The organism is Xanthomonas chitinilytica (genome assembly GCF_026107455.2).
GTDB classification, from domain to species: Bacteria; Pseudomonadota; Gammaproteobacteria; order Xanthomonadales; family Xanthomonadaceae; genus Stenotrophomonas; species Stenotrophomonas chitinilytica.
This window is the reverse complement of the sequence record NZ_JAPCHY010000011.1, coordinates 172,240-191,851: the sequence shown is the minus strand read 5'-3', so window position 1 is coordinate 191,851 and position 19,612 is coordinate 172,240. Positions and strand designations below refer to the sequence as shown.

Annotated in this window: 16 protein-coding genes; 14 read left to right on the top strand and 2 right to left on the bottom strand. The window is 70.3% G+C overall.

Annotated elements, in window-relative coordinates:
- From OK345_RS13615 to OK345_RS13600, 4 genes are all read left to right on the top strand, one after another.
- The coding region (locus tag OK345_RS13615) for an integrase core domain-containing protein (RefSeq protein WP_265128530.1) at window positions 1–124 on the top strand (124 nt) is incomplete at its 5' end.
- A 30-nt stretch (window positions 125–154) separates the two neighbouring features.
- Window positions 155–706: an NADPH-dependent FMN reductase gene (locus tag OK345_RS13610; RefSeq protein ID WP_265128521.1), complete on the top strand. Its 552-nt coding sequence runs from the start codon at window positions 155–157 to the stop codon at window positions 704–706.
- 468 nt (window positions 707–1,174) lie between these two features.
- On the top strand, window positions 1,175–2,590 hold the full coding sequence (locus OK345_RS13605) for a replicative DNA helicase (RefSeq protein ID WP_265128520.1): 1,416 nt from the start codon (window positions 1,175–1,177) through the stop codon (window positions 2,588–2,590).
- Between the two features lie 212 nt (window positions 2,591–2,802).
- The gene (locus tag OK345_RS13600; protein WP_265128519.1) at window positions 2,803–3,498 is read left to right on the top strand and encodes a YiaD family glycine zipper/OmpA-like lipoprotein; all 696 of its coding nucleotides are present in this window, start codon (window positions 2,803–2,805) and stop codon (window positions 3,496–3,498) included.
- A 128-nt stretch (window positions 3,499–3,626) separates the two neighbouring features.
- Here OK345_RS13600 and OK345_RS13595 read toward each other — a convergent pair whose 3' ends face one another.
- The gene (locus tag OK345_RS13595; RefSeq protein ID WP_265128518.1) at window positions 3,627–4,649 is read right to left on the bottom strand and encodes a LysR substrate-binding domain-containing protein; all 1,023 of its coding nucleotides are present in this window, start codon (window positions 4,647–4,649) and stop codon (window positions 3,627–3,629) included.
- A gap of 152 nt (window positions 4,650–4,801) precedes the next feature.
- Here OK345_RS13595 and OK345_RS13590 point away from each other — a divergent pair, with 152 nt between their 5' ends.
- From OK345_RS13590 to OK345_RS13565, 6 genes are all read left to right on the top strand, one after another.
- A complete protein-coding gene (locus tag OK345_RS13590; protein WP_265128517.1) occupies window positions 4,802–5,029 on the top strand; it encodes a hypothetical protein in 228 nt (75 codons plus the stop codon).
- Window positions 5,026–5,796, top strand: a complete 771-nt coding sequence (locus OK345_RS13585) for an SDR family NAD(P)-dependent oxidoreductase (RefSeq protein ID WP_265155052.1) — start codon at window positions 5,026–5,028, stop codon at window positions 5,794–5,796. The genes OK345_RS13590 and OK345_RS13585 overlap by 4 nt, the downstream gene beginning before the upstream one ends.
- An 80-nt stretch (window positions 5,797–5,876) precedes the next feature.
- Entirely contained in the window at window positions 5,877–7,085 is a 1,209-nt protein-coding gene (locus OK345_RS13580; RefSeq protein ID WP_265128516.1) for an efflux RND transporter periplasmic adaptor subunit, read from the top strand.
- Window positions 7,086–7,317: 232 nt separating this feature from the next.
- A complete protein-coding gene (locus tag OK345_RS13575; protein WP_265128515.1) occupies window positions 7,318–10,479 on the top strand; it encodes an efflux RND transporter permease subunit in 3,162 nt (1,053 codons plus the stop codon).
- 30 nt (window positions 10,480–10,509) lie between these two features.
- Window positions 10,510–11,244 (top strand): SDR family oxidoreductase, encoded by a 735-nt coding sequence (locus OK345_RS13570; RefSeq protein ID WP_265128514.1) that lies wholly within the window; start codon window positions 10,510–10,512, stop codon window positions 11,242–11,244.
- Entirely contained in the window at window positions 11,238–12,659 is a 1,422-nt protein-coding gene (locus OK345_RS13565; protein ID WP_265128513.1) for an efflux transporter outer membrane subunit, read from the top strand. Before OK345_RS13570 ends, OK345_RS13565 begins: the two co-directional genes overlap by 7 nt.
- A gap of 7 nt (window positions 12,660–12,666) precedes the next feature.
- Here OK345_RS13565 and OK345_RS13560 read toward each other — a convergent pair whose 3' ends face one another.
- Window positions 12,667–13,653, bottom strand: a complete 987-nt coding sequence (locus OK345_RS13560) for a GGDEF domain-containing protein (RefSeq protein WP_265128512.1) — start codon at window positions 13,651–13,653, stop codon at window positions 12,667–12,669.
- Window positions 13,654–13,802: 149 nt separating this feature from the next.
- Here OK345_RS13560 and lexA point away from each other — a divergent pair, with 149 nt between their 5' ends.
- Genes lexA through OK345_RS13540 form a run of 4 tightly spaced genes read left to right on the top strand, consistent with a single transcriptional unit; the run spans window position 13,803 to window position 19,537 of the window.
- On the top strand, window positions 13,803–14,411 hold the full coding sequence (gene lexA, locus OK345_RS13555; protein WP_265128511.1) for a transcriptional repressor LexA: 609 nt from the start codon (window positions 13,803–13,805) through the stop codon (window positions 14,409–14,411).
- Window positions 14,411–15,031 (top strand): translesion DNA synthesis-associated protein ImuA, encoded by a 621-nt coding sequence (imuA, locus tag OK345_RS13550; protein WP_265128510.1) that lies wholly within the window; start codon window positions 14,411–14,413, stop codon window positions 15,029–15,031. The genes lexA and imuA overlap by 1 nt, the downstream gene beginning before the upstream one ends.
- Window positions 15,032–15,038: 7 nt before the next feature.
- Window positions 15,039–16,457: a Y-family DNA polymerase gene (locus OK345_RS13545; protein ID WP_265128509.1), complete on the top strand. Its 1,419-nt coding sequence runs from the start codon at window positions 15,039–15,041 to the stop codon at window positions 16,455–16,457.
- Entirely contained in the window at window positions 16,454–19,537 is a 3,084-nt protein-coding gene (locus OK345_RS13540) for an error-prone DNA polymerase (RefSeq protein ID WP_265128508.1), read from the top strand. The genes OK345_RS13545 and OK345_RS13540 overlap by 4 nt, the downstream gene beginning before the upstream one ends.
- Window positions 19,538–19,612: the final 75 nt, after the last annotated feature.

The following is a 19,612-nucleotide window of genomic DNA, read 5'->3' as shown; positions in this document are numbered from 1 at the left end:
GCTGGCACTCCCGCGCTGGCTGCACCAGTACAACTGGCACAGACCTCATGCCAGCCTCGGCTACCAGCCACCCATCAGCCGCCTCCAGCTCCCGCTGAACAACGTCCTGGGTTTACACAGCTAGGCTTGCGATTTCCCGCACGGAGGACCGCCCATGAGCCAGTACAAGATCGTCGTTTTCGTCGGCAGCCTGCGCAAGCAGTCCATCAACCGCCAGCTGGCGCGGGCGCTGGAGAAGCTGGCCGCGGGCAAGGCCGATTTCGAGTACGCACGGATCGACGACCTGCCGCTCTACAACCAGGACAACGACGCCAGCTACCCGGAGCAGGGCGTGCGGCTGAAGACGCAGGTGCGCGCGGCCGATGCGGTGCTGTTCGTCACTCCCGAGTACAACCGCTCGGTGCCCGGCGTGCTCAAGAACGCGATCGACCTGGGCTCGCGGCCCTATGGCGACAGCGCCTTCGCCGGCAAGCCGGCGGCGGTGATCGGCGCGTCCATCGGCGCCATCGGCACCGCACTGGCGCAGCAGCACCTGCGCAACATCCTGTCCTACCTGGACATGCCGGTGCTGCCGCAACCGGAGGCCTTCATCCATTTCAAGGACGGGTTGGTCGACGCCGACGGCAACGTCGCCAACGAGGGCACGCGTACGTTCCTGCAGGATTTCGTCGACCGCTTCATCGCCTGGATCGGCCGCCAGGGCTGAACCGGTCGCGGCCGCTGGGACGGCATTCCCCCAGGCTGCCTGCCTGGGCCCCTTGTAGGAGCGACGTCAGTCGCGACAGGGCATTACCGGTAAAGGCCCCATCGCGACTGACGTCGCTCCTACAACTGCACAGGGCCGGCAGTACACCACCTCCATCGCAAGCACGCGCGCGCCTGCGGGTTTGGTCGAGCGCTTGATCGACTGGATCGACCGCCGGGACCGGGCCGGTCGCGGCCGCTGAGACGGCGTTCCCCCAGGCTGCCTGCCTGGTGGCCCCTGCAGGAGCGACGCCAGTCGCGACAGGGCTTTGGCGGTAATGCCCTGTCGCGACTGACGTCGCTCCTACAACGGCGGAGGGAGGGCCATGCACCGGCAGCGCACCGCTTATCCACAGAGTTGTGCATGGCCTGGACGGCCGCCGCTGACTATCCTTCCTGCCCCCGTCCCCCTGCCGCGAGCCGTTCCCCCATGTCCGCCCGTCCCGGTTTCCGTTCAGAGCGCAGCGATCGTTCCGATCGCAGCGAACAGCGCATCGACCAGCTGCGCGTGCCGCCGCATTCGGTGGAGGCCGAACAGGCGGTGCTGGGCGGGCTGATGCTGGCGCCGCAGGCCTTCGACCAGGTCAACGAGCAGCTCACCGAGAACGACTTCTACCGGCGCGACCACCAGCTGATCTATCGCGCGATCCGCGAGCTGTCCGAGCGCGACCGGCCGTTCGACGCGGTCACCCTGGGCGAATGGTTCGAATCGCAGGGCAAGATGGAACTGGTGGGCGACGGCGCCTACCTGATCGAACTGGCCAGCACCACGCCGTCGGCCGCCAACATCTCCGCCTACGCCGAGATCGTGCGCGACAAGGCGGTGCTGCGGCAGCTGATCCAGGTGGGCACCGACATCGTCAACGACGGCTTCCAGCCGGAAGGGCGCGACAGCTCGGAACTGCTGGCGGCGGCGGAGAAGCAGGTGTTCGCCATCGCCGAGCAGGGCGCGCGCGGGCGCACCGATTTCGTCGGCATGCCCAATGCGCTGAAGGACGCGTTCTCGCTGCTGCAGGACCGCTTCAACAACGGCGGCAACGTCACCGGCCTGCCGACCGGCTATACCGACTTCGACCAGATGACCGCCGGCCTGCAGCCGACCGACCTGGTGATCCTGGCCGCGCGCCCGGCCATGGGCAAGACCACCTTCGCGCTGAACATCGCCGAATACGCGGCGATCAAGTCGAAGAAGGCGGTGGCGGTGTTCTCGATGGAAATGTCGGCCGCGCAGCTGGCGATGCGCCTGATCTCCTCCAACGGCCGCATCAACGCCCAGCGCCTGCGTACCGGCCAGCTGGAGGACGAGGACTGGAGCCGCGTCACCGGCGCCATCCGCATGCTGAAGGAAACCAAGATCTTCATCGACGACACTCCGGGCGTGTCGCCGGAGGTGCTGCGCTCCAAGGCGCGCCGGCTCAAGCGCGAGCACGACCTGGGCCTGATCGTGATCGACTACCTGCAGCTGATGTCGGTGCCGGGCAACAGCGAGAACCGGGCGACGGAAATCTCCGAGATCTCGCGCTCGCTCAAGGGCCTGGCCAAGGAACTGAACGTGCCGGTGATCGCGCTGTCGCAGCTCAACCGCTCGCTGGAAACGCGTACCGACAAGCGCCCGGTGATGGCCGACCTGCGCGAATCCGGCGCCATCGAGCAGGACGCGGACATGATCGTGTTCATCTACCGCGACGACTACTACAACAAGGAAAATTCGCCGGACAAGGGCCTGGCCGAGATCATCATCGGCAAGCAGCGCAGCGGCCCCACCGGCTCGTGCAAGCTCAAGTTCTTCGGCGAATACACCCGCTTCGACAACCTCGCCCACGACTCGGTGGGCAGCTTCGAATAAGCCTCGTCCGCGCGCTGCCGGTGGCGCCGCCACCGCTGCCGGCGGTGGCCGTGCGCTGCTCCGGCCCGGGCCCGGCCAGCGGGCCCGCCACGGAATATGAATGGGAGCCGTGGCGGCGGTTTTTTCCTCATGTCCGCATCGCGCCGGCCTGTTTATGCTTGCCCTCGTCCGCGCCATGCCGGCCGGCCCCGGCCATACGAAGGAGATACCCCATGTCCCGATCCGCTACCCGCAATCTTTCCCTGGCGCTGCTGACCGCGGCGGCCCTGTCGGCCTGTGCCACCGGCGGTTCCTATGTGCAGAGCGATCCCTACGGCAACCCGAGCCAGCAGCAGAACCGCACCGGTCGCGGCGCGCTGATCGGCGCGGCCATCGGCACCGCCGCCGGCCTGCTCAGCGGCGACAGCGCCACCGAGCGCCGCCAGCACGCGATGATCGGCGCCGGCATCGGCGCGCTCAGCGGCGCCGCCGTCGGCAACTACCAGGACCGCCAGGAGCGCGCGCTGCGCGAGCGCACCGCCAACACCGGCATCGACGTGCAGCGCCAGGGCGACAACATCACCCTGAACCTGCCCGACGGCATCACCTTCGACTTCAACAAGTCGACGCTGAAGCCGCAGTTCTACGGCGCGCTCAACGGCGTGGCCGCGACCCTGGCCGAATACAACCAGACCATGATCGAAGTGGTCGGCCATACCGACAGCATCGGCAGCGATGCGGTCAACAATCGCCTGTCGAAGGAGCGCGCCGATTCGGTGGCGGTCTACCTGAGCGCGCAGGGCGTGCAGCGCGAGCGCATCGAGACGCTGGGCGCCGGCAAGAACTATCCGATCGCCGACAACAGCACCGAAGCCGGCCGCGCGCAGAACCGCCGCGTCGAGATCCGGGTGATCCCGCTGCGCCAGTAACCGGCAGCTTGCCCGGATGACGAAAAGGCCGCCCCATGGGCGGCCTTTTCCGTTTCCTGCCCGAACCATCGCGTTGGTCCGGGCGGGTGGTCGCGTCGGGTCCGGCCCGGCGCAACGGCGGCGGGCCGTCACGCCGCGGTCGCGGTCTCCAGTATCCGCTTGGCGACGGTTTCGGCCTCGACGTCGGCCTTGCCTTGCTGCTGCTTGGCCAGCTTCGCCGCCGGGCACTGCGAGAGCATGTAGTTGGCGTCGAAGTTGAGTTTGTCCACCAGGAAGTCGACGAACACGCGCACCTTCGGCGAGACCAGGCGGCCGCCGGCGAACACCGCGTTGAAATCCACTTCCGGCCCGGTCCAGCCGGCCAGCACGCGGTTCACCATGCCCGATTCGATGAAGGGCTTGGCCATCACGTCGCCGGTCAGCAGCAGGCCTTCGCCGCAGACCAGCGCGCCGTTGAGCGCGGACACGTCGTTGGCCACCATCAGCGGCGTGACCGGGAAGTCGCGCAGCTCGCCGCCGTTCTCGCCCAGCTGCCAGAAGAAGCGGCCGTTGTTGCTGTGGTAGCTCTTGCGCATGGCCAGGATGCGGTGGAACTGCAGTTCGTCCGGATGCAGCGGTTCGCCGTAGCGCTCGATGTAGGCGGGGCTGGCGAACACCTGCGTGCGCAGGCTGCCGAGCTTGCGCGCGACCAGGTTGGAGTCGGGCAGCGCGCCCACGCGCAGGGCCAGGTCGGCTTCGCCGGCGATCAGGTCCAGCGTCTCGTTGCCCAGGTGCATGTCCAGGCGGATCTCCGGGTACAGCGCATTGAACTGCCCCAGCAGCGGTGCGATCCAGGTGATGCCGAGGGAGTAGGGCACGGTGAAGCGCAGCCAGCCGCGCGGGCCGGACTGCAGCTGGCTCACCGCGCTCTCGGCTTCCTCCAGTTCGCGCGCGATGCGCTGGCAGTGTTCGTGGTAGGTCGAGCCGGCCTCGGTCAGGCCGAGGCGACGCGTGGTCCGGTGCAGCAGGCGCGCGCCCAGGCGCGTTTCCAGTTCCTGCACTTTGCGGCTGACGGTGGTCTTGGGCAGGCCGAGCGCCTTGGCGGCGGCGATGAAGCTGCCTTGTTCGACCACCTTGACGAAGATGAGGGTGTCGTTGAGATCGTGGGCCATGACGGGATCCGGAGGCGGAGAGAGGGGGGGGCGACAGGGGGGGCGCGGCGATTGTGCCGGGTGCGGGACGATTATTCCCCTTAATCCGGACTAATCAAGTGCGGGTTAGCGGCGTAGTTTGGCTACCTCCCCCGACAGACAGGTGCCCGGCCATGTGGCTGCGCCAGATTCTCAAGTTCCCGCTGCGGCGGGCCATGCCCTGCAGAGGCCGCTCGATCCCGGCCGGAAATCCGGCTTTTCCCCGGGAATATCCGGCTTTTCGCGAATTCACCCCGCCGCCGCGGCGGCAGGCCGGCGGCGTGATGCGGCTGGGGCTGCATCGCGGCGGTCGCCTGGCGCGGATCGCGATTGTCCCGGATGAGGGAGCAAAAATCCCATGAGCGGGACACTGCAGCCGGAGGTTCTGGTCCTCGGCGGCGCCGGCAATGTCGGCCAGGGCGTGGTGGCCGCACTGCTGGAAGCCGGCAGTCCGGTGCTGGTGGCCGGGCGCGATCCGGGCCGCCTGCGCGCGCTGCGCCGGCAGTTCGCCGACGAGCCGGCGCTGGAAACCGTACCGGGATCGGTGGCCGACGATAGCGCCGCTGCGGCGCTGGCCGCGCGCGTGGCGCAGCGGCCGCGACCGCTGGCCGCGGTGATCGCCAGCCTGGGCAGTCCACTGCAGCGCGGTCGCCTGCTGGAGCGGCCGTTGGCCGGGCTGCGCCGGCGGCTGGACCGCGACGTGCTGCCGCACCTGGCCGCGGCCCGGCAGCTGCTGCCGCTGCTGGCGCAGTCCGGACCGGGCGGACGCTACGTGCTGATCGGCAGCCCCTGCGCGATGCGTGCCTGGTCCGGGCATGGCGAAGCCTCGGTGGCGGCCGCGGCGATCCGGATGCTGGCGCAGGTGCTGCACGACGAAGCGCAATTGCTGGGCGTGCGCGTGCAGCTGCTGGAGGTGGCCAACCCGGTCTGCACGCCCGGCAATGCACGGCAGGCCTGCGCCGGATGGCCGAGCGCGCTGGCGGTAGGACGCCGTGCGGTGGCGCTGCTGGGCCGGCACGCGCCGACCGGGGCCATCGTCCACGACCGCGGCGAACCGGTGCCGTTGCCGTCGCGGATGCTGCACGCCGATTCGCTCCGCTGGCCATGGCAGACCGACACCGTCGCTTGACCTCAACTTTGGTTGAGCTTGCAGCATGCGCTCCCGCTCGACCGACTCTTCCACGTACTCAACGCTCCCACGAGGCTTGCATGAACATCTCTTCCCGTTTCCCGTTCCGTTCCCGGGCCCTCGCGCTGGGGACCCTCAGCCTGCTGGCGGCCGCGGTCGCCGCCGGCTGCAGCAACAGCGCCGCCGAAACCGCCGCACCGCCGCCGCCCTCGGTGAGCGTGGCACCGGTCCTGCACAAGGAAGTCAGCCAGTGGGACGAATTCAGCGGCCGCGTCGAGGCGGTGGAAACCGTGCAGCTGCGCCCGCGCGTGTCCGGCTACATCGACAAGGTCAACTATGTGGAAGGCCAGGAGGTGAAGAAGGGCGACGTGCTGTTCACCATCGACTCGCGCAGCTACCGGGCCGAACTGGCGCAGGCGCAGGCACAGCTGGCGCGGGCGCGGACCCAGGCCGAGCTGGGCCGCAGCGAAGCGGCGCGGGCGCGCAAGCTGGCCGACCAGCAGGTGATCTCCACCGAGAGCTGGGAACAGCGCCGCGCCGCGGCCGAACAGGCGCAGGCCGAACTGCAGGCGGCGCAGGCGGCGGTGGACGCGGCCCGGCTCAACCTGGAATTCACCCAGGTACGGGCGCCGATCGACGGCCGCGCCGGCAGGGCGCAGGTCACCGCCGGCAACCTGGTCACCGCCGGCGACGGCGCCAGCGTGCTGACCACGCTGGTGTCGCTGGACAAGGTGCACGTGTACTTCGATGCCGACGAGGCGACCTTCCTGCGCTATGCGCAGATGGAGCGCAATGGCGAGCGGCCCAGCGAGCGCGATGCGTCGTTGCCGGTGCAGGTGGGGCTGGTCGGAGAGGACGGCTATCCGCACGCCGGACAGGTCGACTTCCTCGACAACCAGGTCACCCGCAGCACCGGCACCATCCACGTGCGGGCGTTGCTGGACAACCGCGAACGGCGCTTCACTCCCGGCCTGTTCGCGCGGGTGCGGTTGCTGGGCAGCGGCCGCTTCGAGGCGCTGCTGATCGACGACAAGTCGGTGCTGACCGATCAGGACCGCAAGTACGTCTACATCATCGACAAGGACGGCAAGGCGCAGCGCCGCGACGTGCAGCTGGGCCGCAGCGCCGAGGGACTGCGCATCGTCGAGCAGGGCCTGGAGCCCGGCGACAAGGTGATCGTCGATGGCGTGCAGAAGGTGTTCATGCCGGGCATGCCGGTCGACGCCAAGCCGGTGGCGATGGATGGGCGCAGCACCGATGCGGTGGCGCAGGTCGTCGGCATGAAATAAGCCGCGTCGCCCCTGCGCAGGCAGGGACCCGGTGACTTGCGTGCGGTCGTTGCGGACGTCGCCGGGTTTCCGTCCCCGCTGCGCGGGGCGGGCTCTTCGCGGGAATGACGGCGGGAAGCGCATGCGGCGATCGGCGCCGCATATTCCAACGCCAGCGTGGCCATGCCTCTCCCTCGTCCCATGCGGGACAGGGGGCAAACCCTTTGCTTTTTCAATTCCAGGAAATCCACCCATGGACTTCTCCAGATTCTTCATCGATCGCCCGATCTTCGCCGCGGTGCTGTCGATCGTCATCTTCGCCGCCGGCCTGATCGCGATCCCGCTGTTGCCGATCGGCGAATACCCGGAAGTAGTGCCGCCCTCGGTGATGGTGCGCACGGTCTACCCGGGCGCCAATCCCAAGGTGATCGCCGAGACCGTCGCCACGCCGTTGGAGGAAGCGATCAACGGCGTGGAGGACATGATGTACCTCAAGTCGGTCGCCGGTTCCGACGGCGTGCTACAGATGACGGTCACCTTCCAGCCCGGCACCGACCCCGACGACGCCACGGTGCGCGTGCAGAACCGGGTCAGCCAGGCGCTGGCGCGGCTGCCGGAGGACGTGCGCCGGCAGGGCGTGACCACGCAGAAGCAGTCGCCGGTGTTCCTGATGGTGGTGCACCTGACCTCGCCGGGCGGCAAGTACGACACGCTGTATCTGCGCAACTACGCGCGCCTGCACGTCAAGGACGCGCTCGCGCGCCTGTCCGGCGTCGGCGATGCGCAGGTCTTCGGCGGCGGCGATTACGCGATGCGCGCCTGGCTCGACCCGGACAGGATCGCCTCGCGCGGGCTCACCGCCGGCGACGTGCTGCGCGCGATGCGCGAGCAGAACGTGCAGGTCTCGGCCGGGCAGATCGGCGCCGAGCCGATGCCGGACAGCAACTTCCTGACCCTGATCAACGCCCGCGGCCGCCTGGAGACCGAACAGGAGTTCGGCGACATCGTGATCAAGAGCGGCGCCGGCGGCGAGATCGTGCGGCTGTCCGACGTCGCGCGGCTGGAACTGGGCGCCGGCGACTACACGCTGCGTTCGCAGCTGGACGGCAACGACGCGGTCGGCATCGGCATCTTCCAGGCGCCCGGCGCCAACGCGCTGGACATCCAGAAGGGCGTGATCTCCACCATGGACGAGCTCTCGCAGCGCTTCCCGGAAGGCGTGGAGTACGAGGCGGTCTACGACACCACGATCTTCGTGCGCGACTCGATCAAGGCGGTGGTGACCACCCTGCTGGAAGCCGTCGTGCTGGTGGTGCTGGTGGTGATCCTGTTCCTGCAGACCTGGCGCGCGTCGATCATCCCGCTGATCGCGGTGCCGGTATCGATCGTCGGCACCTTCGCCGCGCTGTACCTGCTCGGTTTCTCGATCAATACGCTGAGCCTGTTCGGCCTGGTGCTGGCGATCGGCATCGTCGTGGACGATGCGATCGTGGTGGTCGAGAACGTCGAGCGCAACATCGAGGAAGGCCTGTCGCCGATGGCCGCCGCGCACCAGGCGATGCGCGAGGTGTCCGGCCCGATCATCGCCATCGCGCTGGTGCTGTGCGCGGTATTCGTGCCGATGGCGTTCCTGACCGGCGTGACCGGGCAGTTCTACAAGCAGTTCGCCGTCACCATCGCCATCTCCACGGTGATCTCGGCGATCAACTCGCTAACCCTGTCGCCGGCGCTGGCCGCGCGCCTGCTCAAGCCCCACGGCGCGCCGAAGGATGGCCCCACGCGCCTGATCGACAAGCTGTTCGGCTGGGTGTTCCGGCCGTTCAACCGCTTCTTCGCGGCCAGCTCCGACAGGTACCAGGGAGCGGTGTCGCGGGTGCTGGGCAAGCGCGGCGCGGTGTTCGCGGTGTATGCGGTGCTGTTGCTGGCCACCGGGTTGATGTTCAGGGCGGTGCCGCCGGGCTTCATCCCGATCCAGGACAAGCTGTACCTGGTCGCCGGCGTCAAGCTTCCCGAAGGATCCTCGATCTCGCGCACCGACACGCTGCTGCGCAAGGTCAGCGAGATCGCGATGGAGACCGAGGGCGTGGCCCATTCGATCGCCTTCCCCGGGCTCAATGCGGTGCAGTTCACCAACACGCCCAACACCGGCGTGGTGTTCCTGCCGCTGAAGCCGTTCGGCGAGCGCAAGCGCAGCGCGCTGGAGATCAACGCCGAGATCAACCAGAAGATCGCCGGCCTGCAGGAAGGCTTCACCTTCTCGGTGATGCCGCCGCCGATCCTGGGCCTGGGCAATGGCGCCGGCTACCAGCTGTTCATCGAGGATCGCGGCAACCTCGGCTTCGGCGCGCTGCAGGACGCGACCAGTGCCATGCAGGGCGCGTTGATGCAGACCCCGGGCATGGGGTTCGCCAACACCACCTACCAGGCCAACGTGCCGCAGTTCGACGCCGAGGTGGACCGGGTCAAGGCCAAGGCCCAGGGCGTGCCGCTGACCGAGCTGTTCGAAACCTTGCAGACCTACCTCGGCTCGGCCTACGTCAACGACTTCAACCGCTTCGGCCGTACCTGGCAGGTGATCGCGCAGGCCGATGCGTCGTTCCGCGACGACGTGGAGGACATCGCCAACCTGCGGACCCGCAACGACCGCGGCGAGATGGTGCCGATCGGCTCGATGGTCAACATCCGCCGCACCTATGGCCCGGACCCGGTGCTGCGCTACAACGGCTATCCCGCCGCGGACCTGGCCGGCGACGTCGATCCGCGGGTCATGTCGTCCTCGCAGGGCATGGCCAAGGTGACCGAGCTTGCATCGCAGATCCTGCCCAACGGCATGGCGATCGAATGGACCGACCTGAGCTACCAGCAGGCCACCCAGGGCAAGGCCGCGTTCATCGTGTTCCCGCTGGCGGTGCTGCTGGCGTTCCTGGTGCTGGCCGCGCTGTACGAAAGCTGGACGCTGCCGCTGGCGGTGATCCTGATCGTGCCGATGACGCTGCTGTCGGCGCTGCTGGGCGTCTGGCTGACCGGCGGCGACAACAACGTGTTCGTGCAGGTGGGCCTGGTGGTGCTGATGGGGCTGGCGTGCAAGAACGCGATCCTGATCGTCGAGTTCGCGCGTGAGCTGGAGATGGCCGGCAAGGGCATCGTCGAGGCGGCGCTGGAAGCCTGCCGCCTGCGCCTGCGCCCGATCATCATGACTTCGGTGGCGTTCATCGCCGGCACCGTGCCGCTGGTGCTGTCCACCGGCGCCGGCGCCGAGGTGCGCTCGGTCACCGGCATCACCGTGTTCGCCGGCATGCTCGGCGTGACCCTGTTCGGCCTGTTCCTGACCCCGGTGTTCTACGTCGCGCTGCGCAAGCTGTCCAACCGGCCGCTGGTGTCCCATGCGCCCGTCGCGCAGCCGCAGCAGGCCTGACCCTTCTTCCCCCGTTACGAGGAATCACCCATGAGCAACACGCAGAAGATCGCGCTGGTCACCGGCGCCACCCGCGGCATCGGCCTGGAGACCGTGCGCCAGCTGGCGCAGGCCGGCGTGCATACGCTGCTGGCCGGCCGCAACCGCGACCGGGCCGTGGCCGGCGCATTGAAGCTGCAGGCCGAAGGACTGCCGGTGGAGGCGATCCAGCTGGACGTGCTGGATGCGGCCAGCATCGCCGCGGCGGTGGCCACGGTGGAGCAGCGCCACGGCCGGCTGGACATCCTGGTCAACAACGCCGGCATCCTGCTCGACGACCTGCAGCTGGCGCCTTCGCAGCAGAGCGCGCAGGTCTGGCGCGACACCTTCGACACCAACCTGTTCGCGGTGGTGGAGGTGACCCGGGCCTTCCTGCCGCTGCTGCGGCGCTCGCCGGCCGGCCGCATCGTCAACGTGTCCAGCTGCCTGGGTTCGCTGACCCTGCACGCCGATCCGTCCTCGTCGATCTACGACTTCAAGCTGCCGGCCTACAACGTGTCCAAGAGCGCGCTGAACGCCTGGACCCTGCACCTGGCCTACGAACTGCGCGACAGTGCGATCAAGGCCAACATGATCCATCCCGGCTACGTGAAGACCGACATGAATGCCGGCGAGGGCGAGATCGACGTCACCGAGGGTGCGCGCAGCAGCGTGGCGATGGCATTGCTGGACCAGGACGGTCCCAGCGGCAGCTTCACCTACCTGGGCGAGGTGCTGCCATGGTGAGCCGGATGGCGATGACGGTGCTGGCCTCGGCGCTGCTGGTCGGTTGCGCCAGCGTCGGGCCGGACTACCGTGCGCCGGTGCAGGCGCCGGTGAGCGTGCAGGGCAGCGACGAGACCGGTTTCAGCAGCGCCTCGCCGGTGGCGGTGTGGTGGTCGCAGTTCGACGACCCGGTGCTGGAACAGCTGGTCGGCGATGCGCTGGACGCCAACCTGGACCTGCGCATCGCGCTGGCGCGGGTAGCGCAGGCGCGCGCGGTGTTCGTGGAGCGGCGCCTGGACCAGGCGCCGCACGTGGTCGCCGGCGGCAGCCACGACCGCCGCCGGCAACCGGAGGCGGCGGCCGATGGCGCGCGGCTGACCAGCGAGAGCTACAGCCTGGGGTTCGATGCCGGCTGGGAACTGGACCTGTTCGGACGCCAGCGGCGTGCGGCCGAGGCCGCCCATGCCGAGCTGGAGGCGGAGCAGGCCGGGCTGGCCGACGCGCAGGTGACGGTGGCCGCGGAAGTGGCGCGCCACTATTTCGAACTGCGCGGCCTGCAACAGCGGATCGCGGTGGCGCAGCAGACCCTGGTCAACCTGGGCGATACCCAGCGCCTGGCCGAGGCCCGCTGGCAGCTGGGCGCGGGTACCGAACTGGACGTGCAGGGCAACCGCGCGCGGCTGAAATCGGTCGAGGCCGGAGTGCCGTTGCTGCAGGCGGCGGAACTGCAGGCCCAGCACCGCCTGGCGGTGCTGCTGGGAGTGCGCCCGGGCGCGTTGGAGGAACGGCTGGCGCCACGACCGCTGCCGGCCTATGCGCGGGAACTGCCGCTGGGCGATACCACCCAGCTGCTGCGCCAGCGTCCGGACGTGCGCCTGGCCGAGCGTCGGCTGGCCGCGGCCACCGCGCGGATCGGGGTCGCCACCGCCGAGCTGTTCCCGCGCATCAGCCTGAGCGGCTTCGTCGGCTTCCTGTCCGGCGATGCCGGCTCGCTGCTGCAGGGAAGCAGCAAGGCCTGGTCGCTGACGCCGTCGATCAGCTGGGCGGCCTTCGACATCGGCAGCGTGCGTGCGCGCCTGCGCGCCAGCGAGGCGCAGGCCGACGGTGCCGCGGCCGAGTACGAGAAGACGGTGCTGCTGGCGCTGGAGGAGACCGGCAATGCACTGACCGGCTATGCCCGGCAGCAGGCGCGGCTGGGGCTGCTGGCCGAACAGGTGCAGGCGGCGCAACGGGCCGAGGCGCTGGCGCAGATCCACTACCGCGAAGGCGGCGGCGATTTCCTGACCCTGCTCGACGCGCAGCGCAGCCGGCTGGCGGCGGAGGACGCGCTGGCCGAGGCCGAGGCCGCGGTGAACATCGGCGTCGTCGCCATCTACAAGGCGTTGGGCGGATGGGGCCAGGGCACGCCGGTCGCCACGGTCGCGCAGGCGCCATAGCGGCGCCTCAGTCCAGGTCGTCGGCGATGACGTAGTTGTTGTGGCCGGCGCCCTTGGCCAGGTACAGCGCGGTGTCGGCGCGCGAGAACCAGTCCTGCCAGTGCGGCTCACCGGTGTACATCGCGCCGCCCAGCGATACGGTGATGCGGCCGCCGGGGCCGCGCAGGGACTGGTAGACGGCCTTGCGCAGGCGCTCGGTGACGCCTTCCAGCGCATCGCGGGTCGGCGCGTGCACCAGCACCACGAACTCCTCGCCGCCGAAGCGGAAGACCTGGTCCTGCCCGCGCAGTTCGAAGCGCAGGATCGTCGCCAGGTCGGACAGGGCGATGTCGCCGGCGCGGTGCCCGTACAGGTCGTTCACTTCCTTGAAACGATCGATGTCGAGCACGATCAGGGCGTGCTGGCGGCGCCGGCTGCGCGGGTCGGCGATCAGGCGGGTCAGGGTGTCTTCCAGCAGGCGCCGGTTGGGCAGGCCGGTCAGGGCGTCCAGCGAGGCCAGGGCCTCCATGTGCGTGCGGTCGTCCTGCAGGCGCGTGAAGAAGCGATGGCCGAAACCCAGGATCAGCACGATCACCAGGATGGCCGAGACGCGCGGCGGTTCGCCCAGCAGCAGCCCCGGCATCGCCAGCAGGCCCAGCGCCAGCAGCAGGTTGGCCGGGATCGCCACGCCGCTGCGGACGATGAAGAAGTTGGCCATCAGCGCCAGGTAGGACCACGCCAGCCCATCGCTGCCGAGGCGCCAGGCGGCCAGCAGGCTGCCCAGCGCATTGGCGGCGCAGAGCAGCAGGCCGGCCATCGGCAGGTGGCGCCGGTAGTACTCCAGCAGCAGGACCGAAGCGATGGCCGGCAGGGCGCACAGCACGGCCAGCAGGGCGCCGGTGGCATCGCCGGCCCCCCACCATCGCCATGCGGCGAACACCGCCAGGGCAATGGCGGTGACCGGGGCGATGGTGCGGAGCGGGACGCTCCGCGGCTCATGGGATGTCAGGGGCATTGCCTGGTTGCGGCGGGCAAGGAGGCTCGGGTGCAGGGCGGACCATAGCAGGGGGCGGCGCGGCGGTTCTTGACGCATTGCTGCAATGGCGAAAGGGAATGCGGATGGGGGATGGCCGGTTTCGCCGGAAAAGAGTACAAATGTACTCCATGAGCGAACTGAGCCCCCGGCGTGCCGCCATCCTCGATTTCATCCGCGACCGGGTGGCCGGTCACGGCCAGCCGCCGACTCTGGCCGAGATCGCCGATGCCTGCGGGCTTGCCTCGCGCGGGGCGGCCCGCAAGCACGTGCTGGCGCTGGCCGGGGCCGGGCTGATCGAGGTTGCCGCCGGCCAGGCCCGCGGCATCCGGCCGGCCGGATTGCGGCCCCGTGGCGACCTGCTGCAGGTGCCGGTGCTGGGGCGGGTGGCGGCCGGCGTGCCGATCGGCGCCGATGCCGGGCTGGTCGACACGCTGGCGCTGGATGCGCGGCTGTTTTCGGCCCGGCCGGATTACCTGCTGCGGGTGCAGGGCGATTCGATGATCGGGGACGGCATCCTCGAGGGCGACCTGGTCGGGGTACGACGCACGCCCGAGGCCCGCGACGGGCAGACGGTGGTGGCGCGGCTGGACGGCGAGCTGACCATCAAGCGGCTGTCGCATTCGGCCGATGCGTTGCGGCTGCTGTCGCGCAATCCCGCCTATGCGCCGATCGAGGTGCAGCCGGGCCAGGATTTCGCCATCGAAGGCGTGTTCTGCGGGCTGGTGCGGCGCGGCTGATGGGCGCGGTGGTCGCCCTCGATACGCTGCTGCACGAACGCCGGGTCTGGCGCGGGCGGCCAGCGCCGCTGCCGGCCAGCGGCCAGCCCAGCGGCCACGCGTTGCTGGATGCGGTCCTGCCCAGCGGTGGCTGGCCGGAAGCGGCGCTGACCGAGGTGCTGCAGCCGGCCGATGGTGTCGGCGAACTGCGGCTGCTGTGGCCCTCGCTGGCGCGGCTGTCGCAGGCCGGCGAGCGGGTGGTGCTGGTGGCGCCGCCCTACATTCCCTATGCCCCGGCCTGGCAGGCCGCCGGCATCGATCTGCGCCAGCTGCAGGTGGTGCAGGCCCCGCAGCTGCGCGATGCGTTGTGGGCCAGCGAGCAATGCCTGCGTTCGGGCAGCTGCGGTGCGGTGCTGTGCTGGCCGCAGCTGGCCGACGACCGGGCATTGCGGCGGTTGCAGGTGGCGGCCGAGTCCGGGCAGACCCTGGGGTTCGCCTGCCGGCCGCTGCAGGCGGCACGCAACCCTTCGCCGGCGGCGTTGCGCATCGCCATCGATGTCCGTCCCGCGCAGCTGCGGGTACTCAAGTGCCGGGGCGGCATGGCCCCGACACGCCCGATCCCGTTCGCCGCGGTGCGATGAGGGCGGCATGCGCTGGGCCTGCATCCTGTTGCCGCATCTGGCGCTGGACGGCGTGCTGCGCGGCTGCGCCGACCCCGCTGCGCCGCGGGTGCTGCTCGCCGGCCCGGCGCAGCGGCGGGTGTTGCATGCGGTCAATCCCGCCGCCGCGGCGCTGGGGCTGAAGCCGGGACTGTCGCTCACCGCGGCGCAGGCGCTGGCACGCGGATTCGAGTGCAGCCACCACGAGCCGGCCGACGAGGCACGCTGGCACGCGCTGCTGGCGGCCTGGGCCTATCGCTTCAGTTCGCAGGTCAGCCTGCAGTATGCGCAGGCGTTGATCGTCGAGATCGAGGGCAGCCTGGGCCTGTTCGGGCCGTGGCCGCGGTTCGAGGCGCGCCTGCGCGCGGAACTGTCGGAACTGGGCTTCCGCCACCGCATCGTGCTGGCGCCCAATCCGGTCGCCGCGCGGGCGCTGGCCAACCGGCACGACGGGCTGGCCGTCGGCGACCGCGAGCTGCGGCAGGCGCTGGCGGCGCTGCCGGTGGCGCGGGCCGGGTTCGCCGCCGACGTCGCCGGCGCCTTCGCGCGCATGGGCCTGCGCACGCTGCGGCAGCTGCTGGCATTGCCGCGCGAGGGCATCGCCCGGCGCTTCCCGCCGCAGGTGCTGCAGCACCTGGACGCATTGCTGGGCGAACGGCCCTTCCCGTTGCGCCCGTACCGGCCGCCGGAGGTATTCGAACAGCGGATCGAGCTCGGCTACGAGGTCGAGTCCTCGCAGGCCCTGCTGTTCCCGCTGCGGCGGCTGGTGGCCGACCTGGCCGCGTTCCTGGCCGGCCGCGACGGCAGCGTGCAGCGCTTCGCGTTGCGGCTGGAGCACGAGGACTGCGCCGCCACCACGGTGACGATCGGCCTGCTTGCCGCCGAGCGCGACCCGGCACTGCTGTTCGAGATCGCCCGCAGCCGGCTGGAGCAGGCGCAGCTGCCGGCACCGGTGCGGGCGCTGTGCCTGCATGCCGACCAGTTGCCGGCGTTCGTGCCGGCGCACCGCGAACTGTTCGAGCAGCGACCGCAGCAGAGCATGCCGTGGGAGCAACTGCGCGAACGCCTGCGCGCGCGCCTGGGCGAACAGGCCGTGCACGGCCTGCGCACGCATGCCGACCATCGCCCGGAGCAGGCCTGGCGCAACGAGAGCGATGCGGGGAAGCGTGCCCCCATCGCGGTTGCCGGCGGGGCCAGGCCGGGCTGGTTGCTGCCCGCGCCGGTACCCTGGCCGGGCGCCGCACCGCGCATCCTGGAAGGTCCCGAGCGGATCGAGAGCGGCTGGTGGGACGGTGCCGACCTGCGCCGCGATTACTACCGGGTGGGCACGCAGTTCGGCCAGCAGGCCTGGGCCTGGCGCGAAGTGGGCGGCGAGGGCGGCTTCATGCTGCACGGGTGGTTCGCATGAGCGCGGGCTACGCCGAACTGCACTGCCTGTCCGCCTTCAGCTTCCAGCGCGGCGCGTCCACCGCGCCGGAACTGTTCCGGCGCGCCGCCCGGCATGGCTACCGGGCGCTGGCGATCACCGACGAATGCACCCTGGCCGGCATCGTGCGCGCCTGGCAGGCGGCCAGGGACACCGGCCTGGCGCTGATCGTCGGCAGCGAGATGCGGGTGGAGCATGGGCCGAAGCTGGTGCTGCTGGTCGAGGACGTGCACGGCTACCAGGCCCTGTGCCGGCTGATCACCCGGGCCCGGCGGCGCGCGGCCAAGGGCGAATACCGGCTGCTGGGCGAGGATTTCGATGCGCCGATACCGGGCCTGCTGGCGTTGTGGCTGCCGGACCCGGACAGCGACGCATGCCAGGGGCAATGGCTGAAGGAGCGGTTCGCCGGGCGTGCGTGGATCGCGGTCGAGCTGCACCGCGGCGCCGACGATGCGGCCCGGCTGGCGCGGCTGCAGGCGCTGGCCGCGGCGCTGGAACTGCCGCTGGTGGCCAGCGGCGACGTGCACATGCATGCCCGTGGCCGCCGTGCCCTGCAGGATGCGATGACCGCCATCCGCCACCGCACCACGGTGGCCGAGGCCGGACACCTGCTGTTCGCCAACGGCGAGCGCCACCTGCGGCCCTTGCCGGCGCTGCGCGAACTGTACCCGCCGGCGCTGCTGGCCGAGACGCTGCGCATCGCCGGGCGCTGCGCGGGTTTCGACCTCAAGGCCGCCATCGACTACCAGTATCCGCACGAACTGGTGCCGGCCGGGCATACGCCACGCAGCTGGCTGGCGCGGCTGGTGGAGCAGGGCGCCGCAAGCCGCTGGCCGGAGGGCACGCCGGCCGCCGCGCAGGCGTTGATCGACAAGGAACTGGCGTTGATCGCAGGCAAGCGCTACGAGTCGTATTTCCTGACCGTGCACGATCTGGTCACGTATGCACGCAGCCGCGGCATCCTGTGCCAGGGGCGCGGCTCGGCGGCCAACTCGGTGGTGTGCTTCGCACTGGGCATCACCGAGCTGGATCCCCGCCGCAGCAACCTGCTGTTCGAACGCTTCATTTCCGCCGACCGCGACGAGCCGCCCGACATCGACGTCGATTTCGAGCACGAACGCCGCGAGGAGGTGATCCAGTACGTGTTCGCCCGCTACGGCCGCGAACGCGCCGCGCTGGCGGCCGTGGCCACGCTGTACGGCAGCCGCGGGGCGCTGCGCGACGTGGCGCGGGTACTTGGCCTGCCGCAGGATGCCATCGCCCGGCTTACCGCCACGGTCGGCCACTGGAGCGACGAGATGCCTTCGGCCGCGCGCCTGCGCGAGCAGGGCTTCGACCCGGACAGCCCGCTGCTGCGGCGGATCGTGGTGCTGGCCGGGGAACTGGTGAATTTCCCGCATTACCTGTCGCAGCACCCCGGCGGCTTCGTCATTTCCGAGCGCCCCCTGCACACCATGGTGCCGGTGGAGAACGCGGCGATGGAGCAGCGCACGGTGATCCAGTGGGACAAGGACGACCTGGAGGCGCTGGGGCTGCTCAAGGTGGACGTGCTGGCGCTGGGCATGCTCACCGCGGTGCGGCGGGCGTTCGACCTGATCCACCGCCACCGCGGGCTGGAATACACGCTGGCCACGATTCCGGCAGGCGACAAGGAGACCTACGACATGATCGCCCGCGCCGACACCATCGGCGTGTTCCAGATCGAATCGCGCGCGCAGATGGCGATGCTGCCGCGGCTGAAGCCGGCGACCTTCTACGACCTGGTGATCGAGGTGGCGATCGTGCGCCCCGGGCCGATCCAGGGCGACATGGTGCACCCCTACCTGCGCCGCCGCGAGGGAAAAGAGGACGTGGCCTATCCCTCCGCGGCGCTGGAGAAAGTGCTGGAGCGCACGCTGGGCGTGCCGCTGTTCCAGGAACAGGTGATGCAGATCGCGATGGTCGCCGCCGGCTACGACGCCAGCCAGGCCGACCAGCTGCGGCGCTCGATGGCCGCATGGAAACGCCATGGCGGGCTGGAACACCACCGCGAGCGGCTCATCGGCGGCATGCTCGAACGTGGCTACCCGCTGGAATTCGCCGAGCGCATCTTCGAGCAGATCAAGGGCTTCGGCGATTACGGTTTCCCGGAGAGCCACGCCGCCAGTTTCGCGTTGATCGCCTACGCCAGCAGCTGGCTCAAATGCCATCACCCGGCCGAGTTCGCCTGCGCGCTGATCAACAGCCAGCCGATGGGCTTCTACAGCGCCGACCAGCTGCTGCAGGATGCGCGCCGGCATGGCGTGGCCACCCGTCCGGTGGACGTGCGCCACAGCTGCTGGGACTGCACCCTCGAATCCGAGCGCGGCGACCGCCTGGCCATCCGCCTGGGCCTGCGCATGGTCCGCGGGTTCAATGCGGAGGAGGCCGTGCGCATCGAACGGGCGAGAGCGGTGGAAGCGTTCGCCGACGTGGCCGACCTGTGCGGCCGTGCCAGGCTGGACCCGCGATCGCAGGCGCTGCTGGCCGATGCCGGCGCGCTGCGTGGACTGGCCGGCCACCGCCACCGCGCACGCTGGGCGATTGCCGGGGTCGAGGCGCAGCGGCCATTGTTCGACGGCCATCCGGCCACGGCCGAAGCGCAGGTGGCGCTGCCGATGCCCACGCCCGGCGAGGACCTGCGCGCCGACTACGCGCTGCTCGGCACCACGCTGGAACGGCATCCGCTGTCGCGGTTGCGCCGGCAGCTGCAGGCGCAGCGCTGCCACAGTTCCCGCGACCTGGCCGCGCTCGCCTCCGGCAGCCTGGTCGCCGTGGCCGGCCTGGTCACCGGACGGCAACGCCCGCAGACCGCCAGCGGCGTCACCTTCGTCACCCTCGAGGACGAACACGGGATGGTCAACGTGGTGGTATGGCGGCAGCTGGCCGAACGCCAGCGCCCGGTGTTCCTGGAAGCGCGACTGATGCGGGTGGACGGGCGGCTGGAGTCGGAGAACGGCGTGCGCCACCTGATCGCCCGACGCCTGCACGACCTGACGCCACTGCTGGGAAGCCTGGATATCCGCAGCCGCGACTTCCATTGAGATGGCCCGGCCGCACGCGCCGCTCCCGGGGCCGGCCCGCTTCGGCGGCAGGCCGCTCCAGGCAGAGCGTGCCAC